This window comes from Streptomyces sp. Root1304 (genome assembly GCF_001426405.1).
GTDB lineage: Bacteria > Actinomycetota > Actinomycetes > Streptomycetales > Streptomycetaceae > Streptomyces.
Genome location: NZ_LMEP01000022.1, coordinates 110685 through 132886, shown reverse-complemented (window position 1 = coordinate 132886; position 22202 = coordinate 110685). Strand labels below are relative to the sequence as shown.

Annotated in this window: 20 protein-coding genes and 1 pseudogene; 10 read left to right on the top strand and 11 right to left on the bottom strand. The window is 71.5% G+C overall.

The features are described 5' to 3' along the window. Positions 1-320: 320 nt before the first annotated feature. Positions 321-1046: a DJ-1/PfpI family protein gene (locus ASD33_RS20080; RefSeq protein ID WP_056562018.1), complete on the top strand. Its 726-nt coding sequence runs from the start codon at positions 321-323 to the stop codon at positions 1044-1046. A gap of 26 nt (positions 1047-1072) precedes the next feature. On the opposite strand, the gene ASD33_RS20075 is transcribed toward ASD33_RS20080, so the two are convergent. The 3 genes and pseudogenes from ASD33_RS20075 to ASD33_RS20070 all read right to left on the bottom strand — a co-directional run bounded on the left by ASD33_RS20075 (position 1073) and on the right by ASD33_RS20070 (position 3547). Then, positions 1073-1885 (bottom strand): ABC transporter ATP-binding protein, encoded by an 813-nt coding sequence (locus tag ASD33_RS20075; protein WP_056562015.1) that lies wholly within the window; start codon positions 1883-1885, stop codon positions 1073-1075. Further along, positions 1882-1995, bottom strand: a pseudogene (locus tag ASD33_RS35090) (iron chelate uptake ABC transporter family permease subunit); the annotation flags it as partial. The gene ASD33_RS20075 and the pseudogene ASD33_RS35090, both read right to left, overlap by 4 nt. Before the next feature lie 199 nt (positions 1996-2194). Next, positions 2195-3547: a M64 family metallopeptidase gene (locus ASD33_RS20070; RefSeq protein ID WP_056562013.1), complete on the bottom strand. Its 1353-nt coding sequence runs from the start codon at positions 3545-3547 to the stop codon at positions 2195-2197. Positions 3548-3684: 137 nt separating this feature from the next. Here ASD33_RS20070 and ASD33_RS20065 point away from each other — a divergent pair, with 137 nt between their 5' ends. From ASD33_RS20065 to ASD33_RS20055, 3 genes are all read left to right on the top strand, one after another. Beyond that, positions 3685-5025 (top strand): helix-turn-helix transcriptional regulator, encoded by a 1341-nt coding sequence (locus tag ASD33_RS20065; protein WP_056562010.1) that lies wholly within the window; start codon positions 3685-3687, stop codon positions 5023-5025. Positions 5026-5301: 276 nt separating this feature from the next. Next, positions 5302-6453 carry a tetratricopeptide repeat protein gene (locus ASD33_RS20060; protein WP_056562008.1) on the top strand — a complete coding sequence of 384 codons (1152 nt, stop codon included), beginning with the start codon at positions 5302-5304 and terminating at the stop codon, positions 6451-6453. A 149-nt stretch (positions 6454-6602) separates the two neighbouring features. After that, positions 6603-7613, top strand: a complete 1011-nt coding sequence (locus ASD33_RS20055) for a polyprenyl synthetase family protein (protein ID WP_056563085.1) — start codon at positions 6603-6605, stop codon at positions 7611-7613. A gap of 161 nt (positions 7614-7774) precedes the next feature. On the opposite strand, the gene ASD33_RS20050 is transcribed toward ASD33_RS20055, so the two are convergent. The 3 genes from ASD33_RS20050 to ASD33_RS20040 all read right to left on the bottom strand — a co-directional run bounded on the left by ASD33_RS20050 (position 7775) and on the right by ASD33_RS20040 (position 10929). Beyond that, positions 7775-8740, bottom strand: a complete 966-nt coding sequence (locus ASD33_RS20050; protein WP_242427130.1) for an MASE1 domain-containing protein — start codon at positions 8738-8740, stop codon at positions 7775-7777. A gap of 320 nt (positions 8741-9060) precedes the next feature. Next, complete coding sequence (locus ASD33_RS20045) at positions 9061-9903, bottom strand: PP2C family protein-serine/threonine phosphatase (RefSeq protein WP_056562003.1); 843 nt, start codon at positions 9901-9903, stop codon at positions 9061-9063. Positions 9904-10086: 183 nt separating this feature from the next. After that, on the bottom strand, positions 10087-10929 hold the full coding sequence (locus tag ASD33_RS20040; protein WP_056562001.1) for a hypothetical protein: 843 nt from the start codon (positions 10927-10929) through the stop codon (positions 10087-10089). Between the two features lie 266 nt (positions 10930-11195). Here ASD33_RS20040 and ASD33_RS20035 point away from each other — a divergent pair, with 266 nt between their 5' ends. Next, entirely contained in the window at positions 11196-11441 is a 246-nt protein-coding gene (locus ASD33_RS20035; RefSeq protein ID WP_056561999.1) for a tyrosine-type recombinase/integrase, read from the top strand. A gap of 208 nt (positions 11442-11649) precedes the next feature. On the opposite strand, the gene ASD33_RS20030 is transcribed toward ASD33_RS20035, so the two are convergent. From ASD33_RS20030 to ASD33_RS20020, 3 genes are read right to left on the bottom strand one after another with little or no spacing between them, the layout of a single operon-like run. Then, positions 11650-12384, bottom strand: coding sequence for an ATP-binding cassette domain-containing protein (locus ASD33_RS20030; protein WP_056561996.1), 735 nt, complete (start codon positions 12382-12384; stop codon positions 11650-11652). Next, on the bottom strand, positions 12372-14204 hold the full coding sequence (pstC, locus tag ASD33_RS20025; RefSeq protein ID WP_079044887.1) for a phosphate ABC transporter permease subunit PstC: 1833 nt from the start codon (positions 14202-14204) through the stop codon (positions 12372-12374). Before pstC ends, ASD33_RS20030 begins: the two co-directional genes overlap by 13 nt. A 2-nt stretch (positions 14205-14206) precedes the next feature. Then, complete coding sequence (locus tag ASD33_RS20020; RefSeq protein ID WP_056561995.1) at positions 14207-15118, bottom strand: phosphate ABC transporter substrate-binding protein; 912 nt, start codon at positions 15116-15118, stop codon at positions 14207-14209. Positions 15119-15971: 853 nt separating this feature from the next. Between ASD33_RS20020 and ASD33_RS20015 the strand changes: the two genes are divergently transcribed. From ASD33_RS20015 to ASD33_RS19995, 5 genes are all read left to right on the top strand, one after another. Then, complete coding sequence (locus ASD33_RS20015; RefSeq protein ID WP_056561993.1) at positions 15972-17222, top strand: RCCLKC-tail radical SAM protein; 1251 nt, start codon at positions 15972-15974, stop codon at positions 17220-17222. A 30-nt stretch (positions 17223-17252) separates the two neighbouring features. Next, positions 17253-18512 carry a GNAT family N-acetyltransferase gene (locus ASD33_RS20010; RefSeq protein ID WP_056561990.1) on the top strand — a complete coding sequence of 420 codons (1260 nt, stop codon included), beginning with the start codon at positions 17253-17255 and terminating at the stop codon, positions 18510-18512. Positions 18513-18548: 36 nt separating this feature from the next. Beyond that, positions 18549-19655 carry a GTP-binding protein gene (locus tag ASD33_RS20005; RefSeq protein WP_056561988.1) on the top strand — a complete coding sequence of 369 codons (1107 nt, stop codon included), beginning with the start codon at positions 18549-18551 and terminating at the stop codon, positions 19653-19655. A 19-nt stretch (positions 19656-19674) separates the two neighbouring features. Further along, complete coding sequence (locus tag ASD33_RS20000) at positions 19675-20463, top strand: methyltransferase domain-containing protein (protein WP_056561985.1); 789 nt, start codon at positions 19675-19677, stop codon at positions 20461-20463. A 182-nt stretch (positions 20464-20645) separates the two neighbouring features. Next, positions 20646-20981 carry a metalloregulator ArsR/SmtB family transcription factor gene (locus ASD33_RS19995; RefSeq protein ID WP_056561983.1) on the top strand — a complete coding sequence of 112 codons (336 nt, stop codon included), beginning with the start codon at positions 20646-20648 and terminating at the stop codon, positions 20979-20981. Between the two features lie 259 nt (positions 20982-21240). Here ASD33_RS19995 and ASD33_RS19990 read toward each other — a convergent pair whose 3' ends face one another. Continuing rightward, complete coding sequence (locus ASD33_RS19990; protein ID WP_079044932.1) at positions 21241-21729, bottom strand: FAD-dependent oxidoreductase; 489 nt, start codon at positions 21727-21729, stop codon at positions 21241-21243. A 29-nt stretch (positions 21730-21758) separates the two neighbouring features. Beyond that, on the bottom strand, positions 21759-22178 hold the full coding sequence (locus ASD33_RS19985) for an arsenate reductase ArsC (protein ID WP_056561980.1): 420 nt from the start codon (positions 22176-22178) through the stop codon (positions 21759-21761). Positions 22179-22202 lie beyond the last annotated feature (24 nt).

Here is a 22202-nt window from a genome sequence, read left to right as displayed (position 1 = left end):
GCACCGTTGCGGTGGGTGTCTTCGCCGTGTCCGGCCTCCCGGTCGGCGCCGCGCGCTCGCCTGCCGCGATCTCCGGGTCGACATCGGCGACCGCCTTGTCGCGGCCGTGTCGGCAGACGACTCCCCGCATCCGTATGTCCAGCCCGCCCCTTGCGTGTTCCTCGCTGCCGCTGCGCCCGTGTGGTGGAGGAGCGGACGGGCGGGGCGTCGGGTTCCCGGGAGTCGTCGGGAACCGGAGGATGCCGCGGCCCGACCTCTGTCATGTCGTCACTCGAGGAACCTCCGGCCACTCACGGCCGGTCCGACAACAGGAGCACCGCATGAACCGCAGGCAGTTACTCCGCGCCACCACGGCCTTCGGCGCCACGGGCGCGATGTCCGCCACGTCCGCCGCTCCCGCGTCCTCGGCCACTCCCGGTCCGAGCCGCCCCCTCCGCGCCCATGTCGTCATGTTCGACGGCGTCGAGGAACTCGACTTCGCCGCCCCGTACGAGGTCCTCTCCGCCTCCGGGTTCTTCACCACGCGCCCGGTCGACGTCCGCTACGTCTCCGCCACCGGCGCCCGCACAGTCACCGCGGCCTATGGCACGGCCGTCCGAGGCATCCGCCCCTGGGCCCCCGACGAGGCCGACCTCCTCGTCGTCCCGGGCGGCGGCTATGCCCGTCGCGACAGCCCCGGAGTCTGGGCGGAGATCGACCGCGGCACCCTGCCCCGCGCCTTGGCGGCCGTGCCCCGCCCCGGCCTGACCGTCGCAGCCCTCTGCACGGGCGTCATGCTCCTCTCGGCCGCCGATCTCACCAAGGGCCGCCCGTGCACCACCCACCACAAGGCCAAGCCCGACCTCGCGCAGCAGGGCGGCCTGGTGAAGGACGCCCGTGTCGTCGACGACGGTGACCTCGTCACCGCCGGCGGCGTCACCTCCGGCCTCGACCTCGCGCTCTGGCTGGTCCGCCGAGAACTCGGCGCGGAACAGGCGACGAACCTGGAGGCGATGCTGGAGTACGAGGCACGCGGCACCGTCTGGACGTCCCGCTCGCCCCGCTGAAGCCGTTGTGCCGAGGCATGCCTCGCTCAGTCGCGAGGGAACGCCGTGCCGAGGAAGCGGATGTGGGGGCGGCCGGCGGGTCCGGGGCGGGACACGGAGGCGCGGACGCCGTAGACGTCCGCGACGAGCTGCTCCGTGAGGACATCCGCGACCGGACCGGTGGTCACCACCTGTCCCTCGTGCAGGACCACCACGTGATCGCAGTACATCGCCGCGAGGTTGAGGTCGTGCAGCGCCATGACGCACGTGAGGCGCAGGCTCGATATCAGGGTCAGGAGGTCCAGTTGATGCTGGATGTCGAGGTGGTTCGTCGGTTCGTCGAGGAGGAGCTCGCGCGGTTCCTGGGCGAGGGCGCGGGCGATCTGGACCCGCTGGCGTTCGCCGCCGGAGAGCGTGCGCCAGGTGCGGTGGGCGCGGTCGGTCAGTCCGGTGCGGGCGAGCGCGGACCGGACGGCCTCCTCGTCGGCGGCCGTTGCCGGTGACCAGGCTCGGCGGTGCGGGACGCGGCCGAGCCGGACGGCGTGGGCCACGGTGAGGTCGACCTGGGTGTCGGCGTGCTGTTCGACGACCGCGAGTCGCCGGGCGAGGGCGCGGCGCGGGACGGTGCTCAGGAGGTCGCCGTCCAGGGTCACGACCCCGGCGTCCGGGGCGAGAACCCCGGCCGGCACCCTCAGGAGAGTGGACTTTCCCGAACCGTTCGGGCCCAGAAGGCCGGTGAGCGTGCCGGGGCGCGGCGCGATGGTCACGCCGTCCAGGACGAGGGCGCCGCCGGCGGTGTGGGAGACGCGCTCCGCGTGCAGCCCCGTACGGCAGCCGGGGTGTCCCGCCGAGTCGGTCATCGGGTGCTCCTGGTGCGGTACAGGACGAGGACGAACGCGGGGACGCCGACGAGCGACGTCACCACGCCCACCGGCACTTCCTGCGGGTCGAGCACGGTTCGGGCGAGGGTCCAGCTCGTGGAGATCGGCGCGCTCGTGCGTCTCGACGTGAAGTGACAGGCAGGAGGCCGGCCTGATTCCTCAACCGGGCGTTCTCAACGAGGCCACTGATCGGGGGAGGTCGGCGAGAACGGGGTGAGGACCGCACCACGCTCCTGGACGGCGCCCTCGAGCCGCCCGCGAACCGCGTCGCATGCCCGGCCGGAGCCGTCAGAGCCGGACCGTCCAGCTGACCGTGGACCTCATCGTCCGGGCGATGGCGCGGTCCCGCACCGAGGGCGTGCGGTCCTCGGCGGTGAGGGAGAGTGTGTGGGGCCGACGGTCGAGCAGCCGCCGCAGGGCCGGGTCGGACACGCGTACGTCGGTGCGGCCCGCGAGGGACTTCATCTCCCGACCGTCCAGGTACCAGCGGATCGTGAGCTGACGCCCGTCCGCCCCCGTCAGCCGGGGCACGAGGGCTTGGGCGGTGTCGCCCCCGCGGAGGGTGCGATCGGTGGGCGTGACGGGGGAGGCGATGCGCGCCTCGCGGTAGAAGCCGGCGATCATCGCCTCCACTCCGGGCAGATTGAAGGGCTTGCCGAGGGAACGCATCATGGAGTTCTCGGTGGGACGCCGCAGTCCGGTGACGTAGTAGCCGCCGCCCTCGTACGCGCCGACGGCGCCACCGTCGGGAGACTGCTCGCCGAGCCAGCGGTGCCACTTGGTGTCCCGGTCGGCCAGTTCGTCGGCGGTGAACGTCGTGATGTTGGAGTCGGCGGGCTCGGGGCCCACATAGCGCTCGTAGCCGGGGTAGTCGGGGTAGAAGTACTCGTCGGCGAGCTTGCCGAGGGAGTGGCCGGTCTCGTGGATCGCGACCTGGCCGGATTTCTCGTTGCCCGCCGAGGCCGTCGATATGCCCGCGTAGCCGAGGGTCTCGCTGGGCTCGTTGTAACCCGCGCCGCCGTACTTGGTGCTGTTGGCGAGGACGAGCACCAGGTCGGCCTCGGGGGCCTTCGCCACGTATCCGTCGACCTTGTCCTGGTCGACGCAGAGCAGCCGCTCGATGCCGTCGCACCAGAAGTACGAGCCGAGAGCCGTGTCCCGGAGGGTGTCGGGAGAGGGGTCGCCGGAGACGCCGGACTGGTTCGAGACGGCGTCGACGGTCCAGACGTTGAAGAGGTTGCGGTAGGTGGTGTACGGCTCGACCGCCGTCAACTCGGCCCATTTCTGCTGCGCGTCGGCGTGGAAGCGGGGCAGTTCGGCGGCGGTGTAGCCGTCTCCGACGACGACGATGTCGAGCCGGTCGGCGAGGGGGCCGTTGTCGACGACCTCGGCCACCCCGCCGTCGGCGGCCGCCTCGGTCGCCGTCAGGTGGGAGGCCGGCCGGTTCCGGCCCTCCGACGGCACCTGCGTGTGGCCGGATCCGGCGAGCGTCCCGTGTTCCGGCCCGGGTATCTCGACCTCGACTCCGGCCGCGGGAGGTGCCGTCGGGTCCGCGGCGGCGCTGCCGGGTGCGGCGGCGAGGACCGCCGCGAGGGCGACGGCCACTCCGGCCGCCACGGCTCCGCGTCGTGCTGAACGCATGAAATCAGCCCCTTGTCAGGCGAGTTAACCGTCTCAGTAAATGCGCTGAACAAGTTGCTTAACCTAGGGGCAGTGCGAGGGGTGCGCAATGCCTGCCGCGGCTGGATACTGGGGAGTTCACGAACCAGGGGGTCCGCATGGACGATCCGGCCACGATCGGTCACCGAGTACAGCGCCTGCGCACTCAACGCGGTCTGACGCAGCGGCAGTTGGCCGAGCCTTCGTACACCCCCGCGTACGTCTCGACGCTGGAGTCGGGCAAGGTCAGGCCTTCGGAGACCGCGCTGCGCTTCCTTGCGGAACGGCTCGGTACGTCGTACGAAGAACTGGCCACCGGCCGCCCCGCGCACCTCGCCACCGAGCTGCGGCTCGCTCTCTCCGACGCCCACCAGCAGCTGGCCACCGGGACGGCGGACGAGGCCGCCGTGCGCTACCGCCGGCTCCTCACCGACGCGGAGCACCTCGGACTCGTTCCCGAGCAGACCGAGGCGCTGCTCGGGCTCGGCGACTGCGCCCTGGAGACCGGTGAACTGGTCGACGCGGGCCATCACTTCCAGGCCGCCGAGCGGCTCCTCGCCGAGGAGCCGCTGCCCCGCCGCGCACGCGCGATCCGGGGCCGTGCCGTCGCGCACCTCCTGGCGGGGGAACTGCGTTACGCCTGCTACCTGCTCGAATCCACCATCGACGAGCTCGGTGCGAGCGGCCTGGCCGACCCCGAGGCGCTGGTCATCCTGTACGCAGCCGTGATCGGCCCGTACATCGACATGGGTGCGCACGCCCGTGCCGCGCATGCCGCCGAGCTCGCCCTGGCGCTGGCTCCGCAGGTCGACGATCCGGCGCTGGTGGCGGGCATGCACCGGCAGGTGGCTCGCACCTTCCTCGCCGAGGGACGCACGGCCGACGCCGACGCCTCACTGGCCAAGGCGCAGGCGATCTACCAGCAGCTGAGCCTGTGTACCGATCTCGCGCACTGCCATTGGATGCGCGGCTACGTTCAGGCTCAGAAGGGCGAACTCGCCTCGGCCGAGAAGGAGTTGCGAGCCGCCCGGGACATGCTGAATGCCAAGCGTGCGGCTCTGTTCGCCGCGCAGGTGGAGGTGGAGTTGGCCGATGTCCTCCGGCGGCTCGGACGGCACGACGAGGCGTCGGGTCTGCTCTCTGCGTTTCTCGAGCTGGGTGACCGGCACGGCGCGGTGCACGCCGGGGGTGCGCACAGGCTGCTCGGACTGATCGCCGAGGAGCGGGGGGACAGCGAGACCGCCGAGGAGCACTACGTCATGGCGCTCGGACTGCTGGAGCGCAGCGGAGCGAGCGGCGACCTCGCCGATCTGTGCCGTCTGCTGGGCGACCTCCTGCGCCGCGGCGGCCGCACCGAGGCCGCACTGGACGCGTACCGTACGGGGCTGGGCCATCGCTCGCCCCCCGGCACGACGACGCTGGGGCCGGCTCCGACGGCACCGGCGTTCCCGAGGCGCTGAACGAGCAGCCGACAGGTTCCTTCCCCCGTGGTCCGGATCTCGGTTTCGCGGCGCCGCCCATGGTGCCGGTCGAACCTCACCCCGCGCGACCGGACCTGTCGGCCCGGGACCCGGCGTACATCTCGCTGGGGAGTCGTCGACAGCCGCGTAGCACTTGAGGACGACGCCGCGTCCGTAGGGAGGCGGACTTCTCGGCCGAGAGGGAACCCCGGCCCGCGGTCGCCGTCTTGGTCCTCGTGTCGACTTGATCGTCGAGTCGACACGAGGAGGGGTGTGATGGCAGGTCAGGTGCGTGGGACGAGGCGGGCGAAGGCATCGGCGCCGGAGTACCAGGGTGCTCTCGAATCGTTGTCGGTGAACGCCTCACTGCCCGAGGTGCTGGCGCGGGGCATGGAGGAGCTGCGGTCGGCGGAACGGGCCGGGGACCGGCGGGAGGAGGCGCGCTGCGGGCTGGCCGTGGCGGAGGCCTGCCGCAGGCTCGGGCGCGTCGAGGAGGCCGACCGGGCGTGGAAGGCGAGCTACCGGGCGGCGCGTTCGGCCGGTCACGAGGGGGCCATGGCGTGGGCTCTGTGGAGCGGCGGCACGCTGGCCCGACAGCGCGGTGCGTTCAGGCTGGCGTACCGGTTGCTGAGGCTGGCCGCCGAGACGGGCGAGCGGGGCGGTGACGTCGTCGTGCGCGGCTACTCGCTGGCGGGGCTCGCCGAGACTGGGCGCATCCAGGGCGACTACGCGGCGGTGCGGAGGCTGCACGAGCAGCTGCTTGCCGAGGCCCGCCGCCGAGGCGAGGCCCGGCACACGGTGTGGGCGCTGGAGGGCATCGCGCAGATGCACCGCAACACCGGCGAATACGACGAGGCCCTGGCCCTGTTCGAGGAGGCGGCCGAGACGGCGTCCCGAGCCGAGGACCGGCGCGGGTGGGCCTGGGCGCTGCGCGGCATCGCGGACGTGGTGTCCGTGCGCGACGCCGACGTGGAGCGCGCGCTGTCGCTGCTGTCCCGGGCGGAGGAGGCCTGCCGGGAGATGCGGCTGTCCAGTGCGCTCGCCTACAACCACAAGATGCGCGGCAACGTGCTGTACCGGGCGGGCCGCTACGAGCAGGCCCGTGAGATGTACGCGCTGGCCCTTGAGGAGTTCCACGAGATGGACGAGCCGCGCGGGACGGCGCTGTCGCGACTGGGGCTGGTCAAGGCCTCCGCCCACCTGGGCCGCGACGCCGCGCACACTGCCGTGGACCTGGCCGAACTGCGTTCCGCGCTGGACCGTATCGGGCTGCGGCATGCCCGGGACATGGTGGACAAGGCAGCGGCCGAACTGGGGGTGGGGCCGCTGCCGGACCACGACGGCCGAGAGCGGGGCGCCGTGAGGCCCGTGCTGCCGGCGGTCGGGGCCGAGGCGCTTCAGGCCGCCGATGCGGAGGGCCTGCGGTGAGCGCCGTCCCGACACCGTTCTCGCCGGTGTGCTCGCCGGGCGCCGCACTCGTGGCCGCGGTGCGTTCCTCGCGTGTCCACGACGTCGATCACGATGTCGAGCGCGAGACCGAGCGCGATACGGGTCACGACGCAGCGCCGGCCCGTGTCCTGGAGCGTTGTCGTGAACTCGTCCGACCCGCGCTGGTGGAGGCGGTGGGCGGCCTGCATCCGTGGACCGGTGAGATGGCGGCGTACGCGCTGGGCTGGTCCGACCTGTCCGGTACTCCGGATTCCGGCGGGTCCGAGGGCAAGGGAGTGCGCCAGGCGCTCGCCGTGCTCGGGGCGGAGGCGGTCGGGGCTGATGGCGCGGAGGCCGTTCCCGGCGCCGTGGCCGTCGAACTCGTGCACACGTTCTCGCTCCTCCACGACGACATCATGGACGGCGACGCCCTGCGCCGGCAGCGGCCGGCGGTGTGGAAGGCGTACGGGACCGGCCCGGCCGTTCTCGCCGGCGACGCGCTTCTCGCCCAGGCCGTGACCACCCTGGCCGAGACCCCGGGCCGGCACGCGGCGGCCGCGGTCCGCTGCCTCTGCCGGACCCTGAACGCGCTGGTGTCCGGCCAGGCACAGGACCTGCGCTTCGAACACCGTCCGTGGTACGGCCCCGGCGCGGTCGGACCTGAGCAGTACCGGTCGATGGCCGAACACAAGACGGGCGCCCTGCTGGGGTGCGCCGTCGCGCTCGGCGCGGTCCTCGGCGGAGCCCCCGACCGGACCGTGACCACGCTCGAACGGGCGGGCCGCCATCTCGGCCTCGCCTTCCAGGCGGTGGACGACATCCTCGGCATCTGGGGCGACCCCGCCGTGACCGGCAAACCCGTTCACGCCGACCTGCGCAGGGGCAAGAAGACCTACCCGATGCTCGCCGCACTGGCAGGCGGGGGCAGGGCCGCGCGTGAACTGGCGGCGCTGCTCGACCCTGCCCAGCCGCTCGACCACGAGGCCGCCGCACACATCGCGGCACTCGTGGAGGAGCTGGGCGGGCGGACCGCGGCCCGCGACGAAGCGCGCCGGCACCTGGACACCGCCCGCCGCGCGCTGCGCGACGCGCCCCTCACGCACATGGCCGCACAGCACCTGGACAGGTTGTTCACGTACGTGCTCGACCGGACCAGGTGATCACCGTTCCGCCTCGGTGACCACCCCGTCGGTGACGGCTCGACGACGGGGACCCGCCGCGGAGCACGCGATCACGCACCAGCTCGGTGACGACGGACGGTTCCCATGCCTTCCGGTCGTTGTACGGCTCCTGATCCCCGCGTCGGCTCCGGCGCGGGGGGTCACGGATCCCGGTGGCCGCCGGGTGGGGCTGCCCGGCTCTCGGTGGTGCCGGGTGGACCCGGCTTGGGCTCGCCCGCCGCGAGGTGCTCCAGGACCTCCGCCAGTTCCTGGCAGGCGCGGCGCACCGACCGGCGGGTCGCACGCTGCTCGGTGATGACGGAGCCGAGAAGCAGGGCGGTCAGGGCGGCGGAACCGTTGAACGCCTGGAGCTTGGCCATGATCTCGACGTCCGTCAGGTGGAGGAACGCGCCCTGCCCGGAGGTCGCCTGGATGGTGGTGAGCACGGAGGCGAAGAGCGCGCACAGCATGCTTCCGGCGAGCTGGAAGCGGAGCGCCGCCCAGATCAGCAGGGGGAAGACGAGGAAGAGCATGCTCATCGGGCTGAGCACGGCCATGGGCATGAGAACCAGGGTCGTCAGCCCCAGAAAGGCCGCCTCCTTCCAGCGCCGTACCCGGAACCGTCCGGCAGGCCCCGCGAGGACGAGCAGGAGCGGGGCGACGAGCAGCACCCCCATCGTGTCGCCCACCCACCAGGCCAGCCAGACGGGCCAGAACTCGCCCCTTTCCAGGGAACCCTTCGCCACCTGCAGCCCGACCCCCGCGGTCGCACTGATCAGCATGGCGCCGAACCCGCCGAGGAAGACCAGGGAGAGTCCGTCCCGCAGCCGCGCCATGTCGCGCCGGAAGCCGGCCCGTCTCAGCAGCAGGAAGGCACAGAGCGGCGCGACGGTGTTGCTCACCACGGTGACCACGGTGGTGGGCCCCGGAGTGGTGAGGGAGGCGATGACGAGGAAGGAGCCGAGGGCGATCCCGGGCCAGACCCGCGCGCCGAGCAGCAGCAGGGCGGCGACGGCGACGCCGGTGGGCGGCCAGATGGGGGTGACCACCGCGCCTTCGACGACGAGGCGGCCCATCAGGCCGAGTCGTGCGGCCGCGTAGTAGCAAACCGCCACGGCCAGCGACATCAGAGCCGCCTCCGTAGCGGGCCGGAACTGCCGAATATCCAACACGTCAGCCATCAGACACCGGCCGGGCCGCCACGACGGGGCAAGGACCCCTGCGTGTCGGACGCCGCCGTACGGCACGGGGCCGGCCCGAGGCCCGACCCGGCCGGAGGCCCGACCCGGCCGGAGGCCCGACCCGGCCGGAGGACCGACCCGGCCCGAGGAGCGACCCGGCCCGGCCCGGCCCCGCCCGAGGCCCGGCCCGGCCCCGCCCGAGGCCCGGCCCGGCCCCGCCCGAGGCCCGACCCGACCCGGCCCGGCCCGAGGCGAGCCTCCTCCCCTCACTCCTCGGCCGCCGCCCGGACCGGAGCGCCGTCATGGCCGACGACCAGGACGGCCGCGTCGTCCTCGTGCCCCACCGTGGCCGCCAGCTTCATGACGGCGGTGGCGAGCGCCTCGACGTCCAGCCCGGCGACGGCGGTGATCCCGGCGAGCCGCGTCACCCGGTCCAGACCCTCGTCGACGTGGAGCGAGGGCCCCTCCACCACCCCGTCGGTCAGGAGGACGAAGACACCGTCGGCGGTGAGCCGGTGGCACGTGGACGGGTAGTCGACGCCCCGGAGCACACCGAGCGGAGGCCCGCCCTCGCTGTCGTCGATGCCGGAGCGGCCGTCGGTGGTGGCCCAGATGTGGGGGATGTGACCGGCCCGGGCGCACTCCAGGGTGCCGGCCGTGGGGTCGAGCCGCAGGAAGGTGCAGGTGGCGAAGAGGTCGGCGTCCAGAGAGATGAGCAGGTCGTTGGTACGACCGAGCAGCTCGCCCGGGTCTGCGGTGACGGAGGCCAGCGCGCGCAGTGCCACGCGGACCTGTCCCATGAAGGCGGCGGCCTCGATGTTGTGCCCCTGCACGTCACCGATGGACATCCCGATCTGCCCGCCGGGCAGGGAGAAGGCGTCGTACCAGTCACCGCCGACGTTGAGCCCGTGGTTGGCGGGCTCATAGCGGACGGCCAGCCGGGCGCCCGGAAGACTGGGCAGGTCCGAGGGCAGCATGTCGCGCTGCAGGGCCACGGCGAGCTCGACACGGGAACGCTGCGTCTCGGCCAACTGCCGCGCCCGGGCGGTCAGCGATCCGAGCCGGACCAGAAGGTCCTCGCTGTTGTCGGCCGGCCGTCTGCGGAACATCGATCACTCCGACGTCACGACAATCCTCGCATCGGTCCGTCCCGTCTCCAGTACGCGGGACCACAGGGACCACCTCGGTACGAACAGGTCCTTCCCCACTCTGCCCGGAGGGGACGGCGTCCGCATCTCATCGGCGGAGAACGCGGCGCACCGGTGACCTTCCCTTCGCCGCCCCAGGTCGGGTCAGGGGCGTTCGTAGTGCTGGAGGATCCCGCCGGCGGAGAAGCAGAGGGCACCGGTGAGGGTGCCCCAGTTGGCAATGTCGGCGTTGATCAGGCTGCCGGTGGCGGGTCGGGTGTAGGCGGCGAGTGCCGAGACCATGAAGAGGACGGAGCCCAGCTGGTTCACGGCGACGATCCACCAGCCGAGGTCGCGCTGTCGGATGCGCGGTCGGCCGTGGCAGATCTCGACGAACGCGAGGTGGCCGGAGATCAGGAAGAGCACGCAGCCGATCACGTCGGGTGCCCAGATGAGTCGGTTGACCTGCTGTGCGGTCAGGCCCTGGAGGAAGGAATCGAGCAGGTCGACGGCGAACACCAGGGTGCCGGCGAACAGGACGAAGGCGCTCAGCCAGTCGACCCGCATCGGTTCGTAGCTCCACCACCGCCACCGTCGGGCGATCAGGGTGCCTTCCGCTCCGGGCACGTGGCGCGGGGCGTTGATGACCTGGAGCAGGGACACGTAACCGCCGGTGTTGAAGAACAGACCGCCGGCGAAGTAGATCGAGGCGCAGGTGGTGGCGTCGCCGGAGCCGAACTGGGCGACGGCGGCGCCGGCCGCGAAGAGCGCTCCGCCGATGACGAAGGCGGTGGCGGCCATGGCGTTGAGCCTGCGAAGCCGGGCGAGGACGGTGTCGTCGGCGCCGGCATGACGGGCGTCGGCCGCGCCGGGCGGACGGACCGTGATGAGGCCTCGGCGCCGGGCGGGTCGGGATTCCCAGACGGCCGTGCCGCCGCCGGGCGGCTGCCAGGTCAGACGGGTCGTGAACGGTCCCGCGCCTTCGGCGCGCTGATCGGGCTGTCCCACGCGCCGAGACTAGACGTCCCGCCGGCCGTCGGCAGGGCGCAACGCCGTCGGCGGAACGGGTTGGGCTTCGGTCCGGCGTGCCCGGTCGGCGCCCAAGGCGACGCCGACCGGGTACGTCGCGGTCACCGTGATCGGCTCGATTCCGGTCTCGGACTGCAGGACGACGCGATCGAACGGCTCACCCAGCTGTATGCGGAGAAGAAGACCACGGCACCACGCGGGACGGCTACCTGCTGCGCGGCCCGGGCGGCTACTTCACTGAGGGCATGGAGCGGCGCCGGGTGAGGAAGCTCTTCGCGGATCTCCCGCCGGAGGAGGGGGTGGGGATGTACGGCTTCCGGCACTACTTCGCCTCGAACGCCCTCGGGAACGGGATCCCGATCACCGACGTGGCGGAGTGGATGGGGCACAAGTCCATCGAGGAGACGTACCGCACCTACCGGCACCTGATGCCGGGCAGCATCACCAAGGCCGCCCGGATCCTGGACGCCCGCCTCTGGGAAGCCGCCTGATTCGTCACAGGAGCGCCATCGGTTGGCACTCTGGCTGGGTACTCGACGGAGGCACCGTCCGTGTGCGGGATCTGGGCGGACCCTCCGCGACCAACACGGCCCGGCCGGTGGAGCCGCCGACATCCCGATCATGCGCCTGGGCCCGCCGTCGCGCTTTCGTCGCGAGGGCGGGCCCAGGTTCCACCGGTCCGGCGGGGTGGACGAGCGTTCAGACCGCCGCTGCGGAAGGTTCGCAGGTGTTCGGCAGGTCGATGCGGACCGTCCGGTCGCAGAGTCGCTCCACCTGTGCGGGATCGTGGGAGACGAGCAGGACCGTCCGGTTGCCCCGCAGGGCTGCCACGGACTCCTCGACGGTGTCGCGGCTCCGCTCGTCCAGGGCGCTGGTCGGCTCGTCGAGCAGGAGAGCCGCCGGTTCGAGGGCCAGGGCGCGGGCCAGGCACAGTCGTTGGCGCTGGCCGTTGGACAGGGTCTGGGCCGGCGTGTCCAGCCGGTCGGCGACCTCGCTCCACAGGCCCGCCTCGCGCAGTGCCTGCTCGACGCGGTCGCGCAGCTCCGTACGGGACGCCCGCACCAGGTGCCGGAGGCCGAACAGGGCGTTGTCCAGGATGCTGCCGCCGAAGACCACGGGGGTCTGCGGCACCAGGACGACCGTGCTGCGCAGGCCGGCGTCGCCCTTGCCGTACCGGACGGGACGGCCGAGGACCTGCACCTCGCCCTGGCGGCGGAGTCCGTGGGGCAGCAGGTCGACCAGGGCGCGCAGCACCGTGGACTTGCCCGCGCCCGACGGGCCGCACAGGCCGGTGGTGGATCCGGTGGCCAGCTCGAAGGTGACCGGACCGACCAGGCGCTTCGTGCCGTCGGAGATCTGCAGGTCGCGGACCGCGATGACAGTCTTGTCGACCGTGTCGTCCAGCGGCGCGAGACCGGTTGTCACGTCGTCCATCGTCGGGCTCCTTCGAAGCGGTTGCGCAGGAAGACCGCGAGGCTGAGCAGGCCCGCGGTGATCAGGACCAGGACGAGGGCGCTGCCCCATGCCTGGGCGATCGCCTCGGGAGCGCCCGAGTCCTGCGACAGGGTGAAGATGTGCGTGGGCAGGGCCTGGATCGGAGCGTTGACGATGCCGGTCGGGAGAGCGGGTGCCCCGAAGAACACCGTGGCGGTGAAGATCAGGGGAGCCGTCTCTCCTGCCGCGCGGGCCAGGCCGAGCAGCAGGCCGGTGAGCGTGGCCGGCCAGGTGTACGGAATGACCACGGAGCGGACGTACTGGGAGCTGGTGAGGCCCAGTGCGAGCGCGGCCTCGGTGATTTCCGTCGGCATGCTCCGGATCCGGCCTGCGGTGGTGAGGGCGACCACCGGGATCACCACGGGCACCAGGACCACGGCGCCGGCCAGCCAGGAGCGGCCCCAGCCCATGGTCGTGCAGAAGAGGACGTATCCGGCGAGTCCCAGAAGGATGGTGGGCGTTCCGCCGACCGCCACGGTCAGGGTCTCGAGCACGCGGGCGGCTTTCGCGGAGGCGCGCGTGCCGATCACGATGCCCGCTCCGTAGCCGAGCGGCAGCGCGATCAGCGCCGTGGTCGCGAGGAGCAGGAGGGTGCCGAGGATCTGGTCGCGTATGCCGCCCCCCGCCGCTCCTTCGGAGGGCGTGAACCAGAAGACCGGGTTGAGCGCCTCGCCGCCGCGGACCAGCAGGATGCCGAGCATGCCGACGAGGAGAGCCCCCGGAAGCAGCAGGGCCCCGAGCCGAACGAAGGTGGTGAGCCGGTCCTTCGGAGTGCGCAGCCACGCGGATGACCGCCGGGCACGTGGAGCGCGTGTGACCCTTCCCGTGGAGCCGCGGGTGCCCCAGACGGTGGCGACGGCGACCAGGGCCAGCAGGATGATGCCCAGCCCGCACAGGGCCGCGAAGTACGGGCCCGAGGTGCCCGCGAGCATCGGCTCGGGACCGGCCAGTTTGGTGGTGAGCGTCTGGCCCGGGCGCACGAGGAAGGAGAACACGTCCCCGAGTGACTCGGGGAGCCGGTCGTCGGCGCGGCCGATGACCATGAAGACCGCGATGGCCTCACCCAGTGCCCGGGCCAGGCCGAGGAGGACGCCGGCCCGCATGCCAGGGCGGGCCTGGGGGAGGACGGCCGACCGGACGACCTCGCGGCGGGTGAGGCCGAGGGAATACGCGGCCTCCCGATACCGGCCGGGTACGGCGGCCAGCGCGTCCACGCTGACCGCCACGATCGTCGGCATGATCATCACGGCGAGGACGATGCCGGCGGCGAGCAGGCTGTCTCCGCCCGGCACGTCACCGAGATTCGCCACGAACGGCCGGATCACCATGATGCCGATCAGGCCGTAGACGATGGAGGGGACCGCTGCCAGGAGTTCGATGCTCAGGCGCAGTGGCTTGGCGAGGCGAGGCGGAAGGTACTCGGACAGGGCGACGGCCGCCGCCCAGCCCACGGGGACGGCGAGAACCAGTGCCAGGACGCAGACGACCGCCGATCCGTAGATCATGGCCAGGCCGCCGAACGCGAGGTTCCCCGGACTCCAGGTGGACGAGGTGAGCAGTGCCGTCCAGTCGATGGTTCCACTCGCGATGCCCGTGACCAGGTAGCCGAGCAGGACCGTGAGGGTGAGCAGCACGGACAGGATGCCGCTGTAGGCCCAGCCCCAGACCCATCTCGCCCGGCTGCCGCGGCCGCTCCCGGGGGAGGGCCGCGGCACGGCGGGTCCGGGCGCCTGGGTGGGGCGCTCCAGAGTGAGACCCATGGTCAGAGGCCCATCTGCTCGCGCGTGAGGTAGCCGTGCTTGGGCAGCAGCTTCTGGCCCTCGGGCGAGAGGATGTAGTCGATGTACTGCTTGACGGTGCCCTTCGGCTTGCCGTTGGTGATCATGTACAGGGGGCGGGTCATCGGGTACTTGCCGGAGGCCACGTTCGCCAGGGTGGGGGCGACGCCTTCCAGAGGCACGGCGACCAGCTCGGGGTGACCGTCGATGAAGCCGGTGGACAGCGGGGCGACGGAACCGCGGGTGGACTTGAGCTTGTTGCGGGTCTCCAGGTTGCCGCCGACGATGGCGTAGTTCGCCGACTTGGGCGGGGCCGGCGGCTCGCCCTTGCCGTAGATGAACTTGTCGAGCACCTCACGGGTGCCACGGCCGGGCTCCTTGTCGTACACGAAGACCTGGAGGTCGGGGCCGCCGACCTCCTTCCAGTTCGTGATCCTGCCCTCGAACAGGCCCGCGACCTGGTCCTTGGTCAGGCCCTTGACACCGCCGTCGGCCACTTCCTTCGTGATGATCACGCCGACGGCGTCCGCGCCGATCTGCGTGGTCACGAAGTCCGTGTCGGGGTAGGCCTTCTGGTCCTTCTCCGACAGAGGCTTGGAGCTCAGCGCGATGTTGATCTGGCCGGTGCCGAGCTGGGAGATGCCGCCGGCGGAGCCGCCCTGGGTGGCGACGGTGATGTTCAGGCCCTTGGCCTTCAGCGCCTCGGCCGCATCGGATGCCACCGGGGCGACAGTGGTGGAGCCGCTGGCCTGGATGGCGTCCGATCCGGCCATCGCGGAGCCGGCGCAGCCGGTCAGGGCGGCGGAGAGGAGGAGGGCGGCGGAGGTGACGGAGGCGCCCTGGCGGACACGTCGTCCGGTGAGGCGCGCTGCTCTGTTGCGGGTTTCGGTGGGCATGAAAGACATGGCGGTGCCTTTGCGGTGATGGAAGGGACGGGAATCGGGGACACCGGTGGTGGATCGTCACCCGTATGGCCTGCAGGTCTGGGGGCGGGTCGCGGAAGTGCTGTGGTCGTGACCGCCGTTCGCGCCCCTGCCGCGTGGACGAGGCGGGACGCCGGGTGAGCCTGCAGGTGCTCCGGGAGGGCGGCGCGGTGGATACCGGGGGTGCGGATGATGGCTGCTCAGGGCCTGCAACCGGATGTCCCGGAGATCCTCCCGCGTGCCCGTTGAACTCGCTCAGGCCCGTAGGGGCTGCCGTGGGGCGCTCCCGCGCCCGGACGATCGGTGTTCAGCCCACTCCCCTTTGAAGGGCCTGAAGCGTCAAGGCGTCGGTAGCCGTTCACCCGCTGACCCCGGGTGCGGACCGCGATGCCGTGGCCGAACGCTACCGCCTCAGAGCCATCCTGGCGAGATCTGGTGGGGCGAAACCATCGATGATCGGCGATTGAATTTGAGTCATGCGCCGAGGCGGTGGGTGCGCTGCCTGTGGGTGGCCACGAATTCCGAAGCCCCAGTGGTCGCCGGTCGACGCGCCCGCCCGGACGGCTTCAAGCTGTGTGAACTAAAGAATTCAAGCAAGTAGCCTCTCTTCGCAACCAGCCACAGAGGAGGGCGAATCAGGGCATCGGTGCCCCGTGGCGACGGGGGTCACGAGGGTGGGCTTTCAGTCATTCATCGATCTATTGACATACATCGCTCAACGCTGGCAGGGTTCCGGCCGTCGGTCGACAGCGTCGTTACCGACCTCGGCTCTGACCCGGCCCCATCTCGATCCGTCACGCTCCTTGATCACTCCCTGGGGGGAAGTGTGAGTAGTCCCCGTGTTCTGGTCGCCTCCGCGTTCGAAGCGGAGCTCCAGCCCCTGACGTCCGCGTGTGCGGCTGCCGCTCTGCAGCACCACGGCGCCGACGTCGTCGGCTGGGACGCGCACCTGCTTCCCGACGCCATTCCGGAAGGCCCCTTCGACCTCACGCTCGTCTCGGTCCAGCAGTTCGAGGGCCTCGAGCGCGGAATCGCCCTGGCGCGCAGGGTCTCGGAGGCGTACGGCACCACGGTCGTGACCTTCGGTCAGTACGCGCAGATGAACCACCGGGAGTTCCTGGAGGTCGCCGACGGCATCATCATGGAGGAGCCCGAGCTCATCAGCGAGGAGCTGGCCCAGCTCGCCGCCGGCACCCTCGCGCTCGACGAGGTGCCCGCCCTGATGACCCGCGCGGGCATGCGGCCCAAGCCCCCGCGCCGGCGCATCTCGGTCACCAAGCCCGCGCGGGATCTGTTCCCCTCGCTCGTGCACTACCCGGCGCACCACTCGCCGTTCGGCCTGATGGGCAACATCGAGGCCTCCCGCGGCTGCCACCACAAGTGCACCTACTGCTCCGTGTACGGTGCGTACGACGGTGGCGTCGCCGCCTACGACGCCGACAGCGTCCTGGCCGACGCACTGCAGCTGGCGGAGGAGGGCGTCCGGCACTTCTGCTTCATCGACGCCGAGTTCTTCAACTCCCGCACCATCGGCATCGGTGTCGTCGAGCGGCTCGTCGAGGCCATCGGCCCGATCACGTTCGAGTTCACGACGCGTGTCGACCACGTCCTGGACTACACGAAGGAGCTGGAGAAGCTCGTCTCGCTCGGACTGCGCCGCGTCACCTGCGCCCTGGAGTTCCCCTCCAACCGCATCCTGCGCATCTTCGACAAGCACATCGACGTCGACCACATGCGCGAGGCGGTCGACGAGGCCGAGCGGATCGGCTTCGAGCTCTACCCGACGTTCATCCCCTTCACCCCGTGGATCGAGTACGAGGAGCTCCTCGGTTTCGAGGACTGGCTGGTCGAGACGGGACTCGCCCGCGTCACCGACCCCACCGCCCTGCAGACCCGACTGCTGCTGTTCAAGGGCTCCCCGCTGCTCTCCTCACCGTGGATGGAGGACATCGCCACCGTCGACCGCGGCTTCTGGGTCGAGTGGACCCACCCCGACAAGCGCGTCGAGGAGCTCTGGCAGGAGCGTCGGACCGACGCCGAGGACGCGGGCAAGATCCGCTGCTGCGTGAAGTGCTGACCCACCCGCTCACACGAAAAGGACACTGACATGGGTGGATCACCCCGCGTCGTCATCTCCACCGGCCAGGCCCTCCCGGACATGGACTGGACCGGCGAGCTCGCCGGCCTCACCGACTCGTGGCCGTACCTCGGCCCCAGCTGGCTGCGGGCCACGGAGAAGGTGCTCCCCGACGTCCAGCCCTGGCACACCCTCGCCCACCGCGCCCGCGGCGAACTGGCCCTCCTCCCCGGCTACATCCTCACCACCCCGCCGGTCGTCGACCACGAGCCGCGCACCTACCTGGGATGGCAGGCGCCCTCCGGTGAAGAGGTGTGCTGCGGCGCCGAGACCGACGCCACGCGCAGCGCCGAGGTCGACGCCCTGGGAACCGAGCCCTTCTTCCCGACGCTCCTCCTCGGCTCCCCGCTGGGCTACCGCACCGAGGTCGCCTACAACTTCTGGACTCCCACGCTGATGGGGTCCATCGTCGACAAGCTCGTGCCCGCCGCCTTCGAGGCCGGCATCCGCTGCATCGTCGCCCCCTGGATCCCCAGCAGGCGCGGCAACGACGCCCTCGTCGACGCGCTCAACGCGGCCGGTGCGTCCAGCACCTTCTGGGGCTACGAGGACTTCATGAGCCTCGACGCGCCGAACTGGGAAGGGCACCTCGCCGCCCTGCCGCTGAAGAAGCGCCAGCGCATCAAGGGCGACGTCCGCCGCGCTGAGGCGGCCGGTGTGACGATCGAGCGCGTCGACGGAACCGACATCCGCCCCTACGTCGCGCGCATCGCCGAACTCACCTGTCTCAACAGGGAGAAGAACGGCGCCGGCGAGGAGCCCGAGCACATCGTGGGCATCCTCTCCGCCCTGATCGACGAGGGCGCGGACGTGCGTGCGTACCTCGGTTACAAGGACGGCGCGCTGGTCGCCACCTGCGTCACCATCCGCAAGAACCACCGCCTCTTCCCGAAGTGGGCAGGCTTCGACTACGCCGCGATCGGCGAGCGCAGCGGCATCTACTTCGCCCTCGTCCTCGACGCGCCCGTCCGCGATGCCTACGCCGAGGGGCTGCGCACCGTCGAGTTCGGCGCCGGCGCCCACCAGGCGAAGGCCCTGCGCGGCTGCACCCCGCGCGAAGTCACCACCTCGATGCTGCTCTCCGACCCGGCGCTGCGGCCGCAGGCGAACGCCTGGCTCGACGCCTTCGGAAACAGCAGGCGCGTCGCGTTCGGCGCTGCGTCCCCCGCCCCGGCCCAGCCCGCGAACCTGCCCCTCCTGGGCGGCTCCGGCGACAGCTGCTGCGGCTGACCCGCCCGACTCCACGACAAGGACGAGAAGGACCACATGATCACCTTCATCCCCCTGACCGGATTCCTCGGGGCGGGCAAAACCACGACCATGACCGCCGCCGCGCTCGCGCTCCAGGAGCAGGGCCGCAAGGTCGCCGTCATCACCAACGACCAGGGCGTCGAGCTGGTCGACACCAAGCTCGTACGGAGCAAGCTCGACAGCGTCGCCGAGGTCACCGGCGGTTGTTTCTGCTGCAAGTTCGAGGACCTCGTCGAGGCGATCGTCGCACTCGTCGCCTCCGACAGCGTCGACACCGTGATAGCCGAGGCCGTCGGCAGCTGCACGGACCTCCAGGCCACCGTCGTGCGACCGCTGCGCCAGTACTACGGCGACGACATGGTCGTCGCACCGCTGACCACCGTGGTCGACCCGCTGCGTCACCTGGCCTTCGCCCGCGCCGCCGAGCGGGGCGAGCCGGAGTCGGACCTTTCGTACCTCTTCCGCCAGCAGGTCACCGAGGCCGACGTCATCGCCGTGAACAAGCTGGACACCATCGAGCCGGACCGGGCCGAGGAACTCCTCGCCTCGCTCCGTACGAGCAACCCGAAGGCGACCGTCGTCGGCTATTCGGCCACCACGGGTGCCCACCTGGAGACGCTCCTCGACGCCTGGCAGGCACCGGCGACGAACGAGGACGTCGTCCTCGACATCGACTACGACCGCTACGCGGCCGCCGAGGCCCAGCTCGCCTGGATGAACCAGGAGCTCGACCTCACCGCCGCCGGGGACGGTTTCGACGCGACCGCGTGGGCCCGCACCGTCCTCCAGGAGCTGTCCGTCTGGGCCGCGGAGCACGACGCCGTGATCGGCCACGCCAAGATCACCGTGGAGACGGCCGACGGCGACTTCGCGAAGCTCAGCCTCACCGAGTCCGGCGCGCAGCCCACCCTCGACCGCGCCGCCGAAGCGGACGCGCCGGTCGGCCGGGCCGTCGTCAACGCCCGGGTCGCCTGCGAGCCCGACGCCCTGGACGCGGCCGTCACCGAAGCCGTCAAGGCCGCCGACCTGGCCACCGCCGTCACCTCCTCGGCGACCACCCCGGTGTCGTTCAAGCCCTCCTACCCGCGCCCCGTGCACCGCCTCGCCCCCGTCGGCGCCTGACCGAGAAGGACCACCCGTCATGAGCGACATCACCACTGCCGGCAGCCTGCAGGAAGAGGTCCGGGAGTACTACCGGGCCAAGGCCGCCGAAGCCGAGACGAGCGGCGCCTGCTGCTCGCCCGACCCGCAGACCTTCGGTCCCGCCGCGTACGACGAGATCGGCCCCGGCACCGCCCCGGACGCCGCCCTCCTCGCCAGTCTCGGCTGCGGCAACCCGAGCGCCGTCGCCGAACTCCGCGAGGGCGAGACGGTCCTGGACCTCGGCTCCGGCGGCGGACTGGACGTCATCCTCAGCGCCCGGCGCGTCGGCCCCGACGGCCGCGTCTTCGGCCTGGACTTCCTGGAGGAGATGCTCGCCCTCGCCGCCCGCAACGTCGCCGACGCCGAGATCGACAACGTCGTCCTCCTCAAGGGAACGATCGAGTCCATCCCGCTGCCCGCCGACACCGTCGACGTGATCATCTCCAACTGCGTGATCAACCTGTCGCTGAACAAGCCCGCCGTCTTCGCCGAGATGGCGCGCGTCCTCACCCCCGGCGGCCGCCTCGGCATCAGCGACGTCGTCGCCGAGGACCGGCTCAGCCCCGAGGAGCGAGCGGAGCGCGGCGGGCACAGCCAGTGCATCGCGGGTGCCCTGTCGGTCGCCGAGTACAAGGAACTCCTCGACGCGGTCGGCCTGAAGGACGCGGAGGTCGTGTTCACCCAGGAGGCCGCCGACGGCCTCCACGCCGCCCTCATCCGCGCCCGCAAGCCGGCCGACAGCACCGCCGACGCGCAGGAGTGCGAGCCGGGCGGCACCTGCTGCTGAGCACGTCATCGCACGCGAACCGTGGCCGGAGCTCAGAGCTCCGGCCACGGTTCGCACCGTTGTACTCGCCGGCGTCCCCTCGTGACCGTGGGCGGACGACCACGCTCCCGATGGCTCGACCGGTCCGCACTTCGCTGCTGCCGACGGCGCGGAGGCGATCCCCGTGGCCGCTAAGGATTCCCATGTCCGAAACGTCACTCGACCGGGAGACCGTCGAGGAGTACGCCCGCTGGTTCCGAGCCCTGGCAGACCCCACACGTATCCGCATCATGCGGTTCCTGAGCGGTCGACCGGAGCCCGTGCCGGTGGGTGAGATCGTCGACCACCTTCGACTCAACCAGTCGACCGTTTCGCACCACCTGAAGATCCTCCACACCGCCCGCTTCCTGACCAGGCGCCGGGCCGGTGCCAGCATCCGGTACGCCGTCAACCCCCGCTGCGTCACCGAGTTCCCCAGCGCCGCCGACATCCTCGTCGGCGCACCGGTCCACTCGTGCGGGGAGCCGGAATCCAGCTGAAGGCCCTTCGCCCGTAGCCGTGCCGCAGGGGTCTACCGAGCAGGTCCGAACCGTGAGCGGAGCAGATGAGCCGGCAGCGAGTTTCGTTGCCGGCTTCTTGTGCTCACGTGCGGCCGCACGAAGACCGAAGACCGGCTGCGGTACGACTCGTCGTGCCGACCTGGGGAATGTGCCAGCTCCTGCCCGGCAGGTCCGCCAACGCGACGGGCAGGAGCTGGTGTTCATGGGGAGGGCCGACAGCGTGGGCTTCGATGGTGCCTCAGGCTGTGACGGTGACGCTCGCGGCGGTCTTGCGCTTGTCGGCGAGGGCGGCGAGGTACCGCTCCGCGTCGAGTGCGGCCTGGCAGCCGGAGCCCGCGGCCGTGATGGCCTGGCGGTAGGTGTGGTCGACGACGTCGCCGGCGGCGAAGACTCCCGGCAGGTTCGTGCGGGTGGAGGGCGCCTCCACCTTGATGTAGCCCTCGTCGTCGAGGTCGACCTGGCCGGTGAAGAGTTCGGTGCGCGGGTCGTGGCCGATGGCGATGAACAGGCCGGCGGAAGCGAGATCGCGGGTCCTGCCCGTGAAGGTGTCGCGCAGGACGACGTCGGCGAGCGTGTTCTCGACCTCGGTCGTCGTGGTCAGGGACCCTCCGACGAAGATCGAGCTGCCGAAGAGCAGGGGCCTGAGCTGGGCGCGGGCCGTGTAGAGGGCTGCGGTGTATCCGGCGGGTCCGGAGCCTATGACGATGACCTCACGGACGTCGCCCACGGTCTCTGTGCTCGAGTCGGTCAAGGGAGTCACGTTTCCTGCTGCACGTCGATCTCGGAGATGAGGCCCTCGATCAGGACCTTGATCTCGTCACGGATCGGGCGGACGGCCTCGACACCCTGGCCGGCCGGATCCTCCAGGGCCCAGTCGAGGTACTTCTTGCCGGGGAAGACCGGGCAGGCGTCGCCGCAGCCCATGGTGATGACGTAGTCGGACGCCTGGACGGCCACGGTGGTCAGCACCTTGGGCTGCTGGTCGGAGATGTCGACGCCGACCTCGGCCATGGCCTCGACGGCGGCCGGGTTGATCTGGTCGCCGGGAATCGAACCGGCGGAGCGGACCTCGACGCGGTCGCCGGCCAGGTGGCGCAGGAATCCGGCGGCCATCTGGGAGCGGCCCGCGTTGTGGACGCAGACGAAGAGCACGGAGGCGAGCGGAGCGGTGGTCATCGGGTCTTCCTTGGCGGCAAGAGG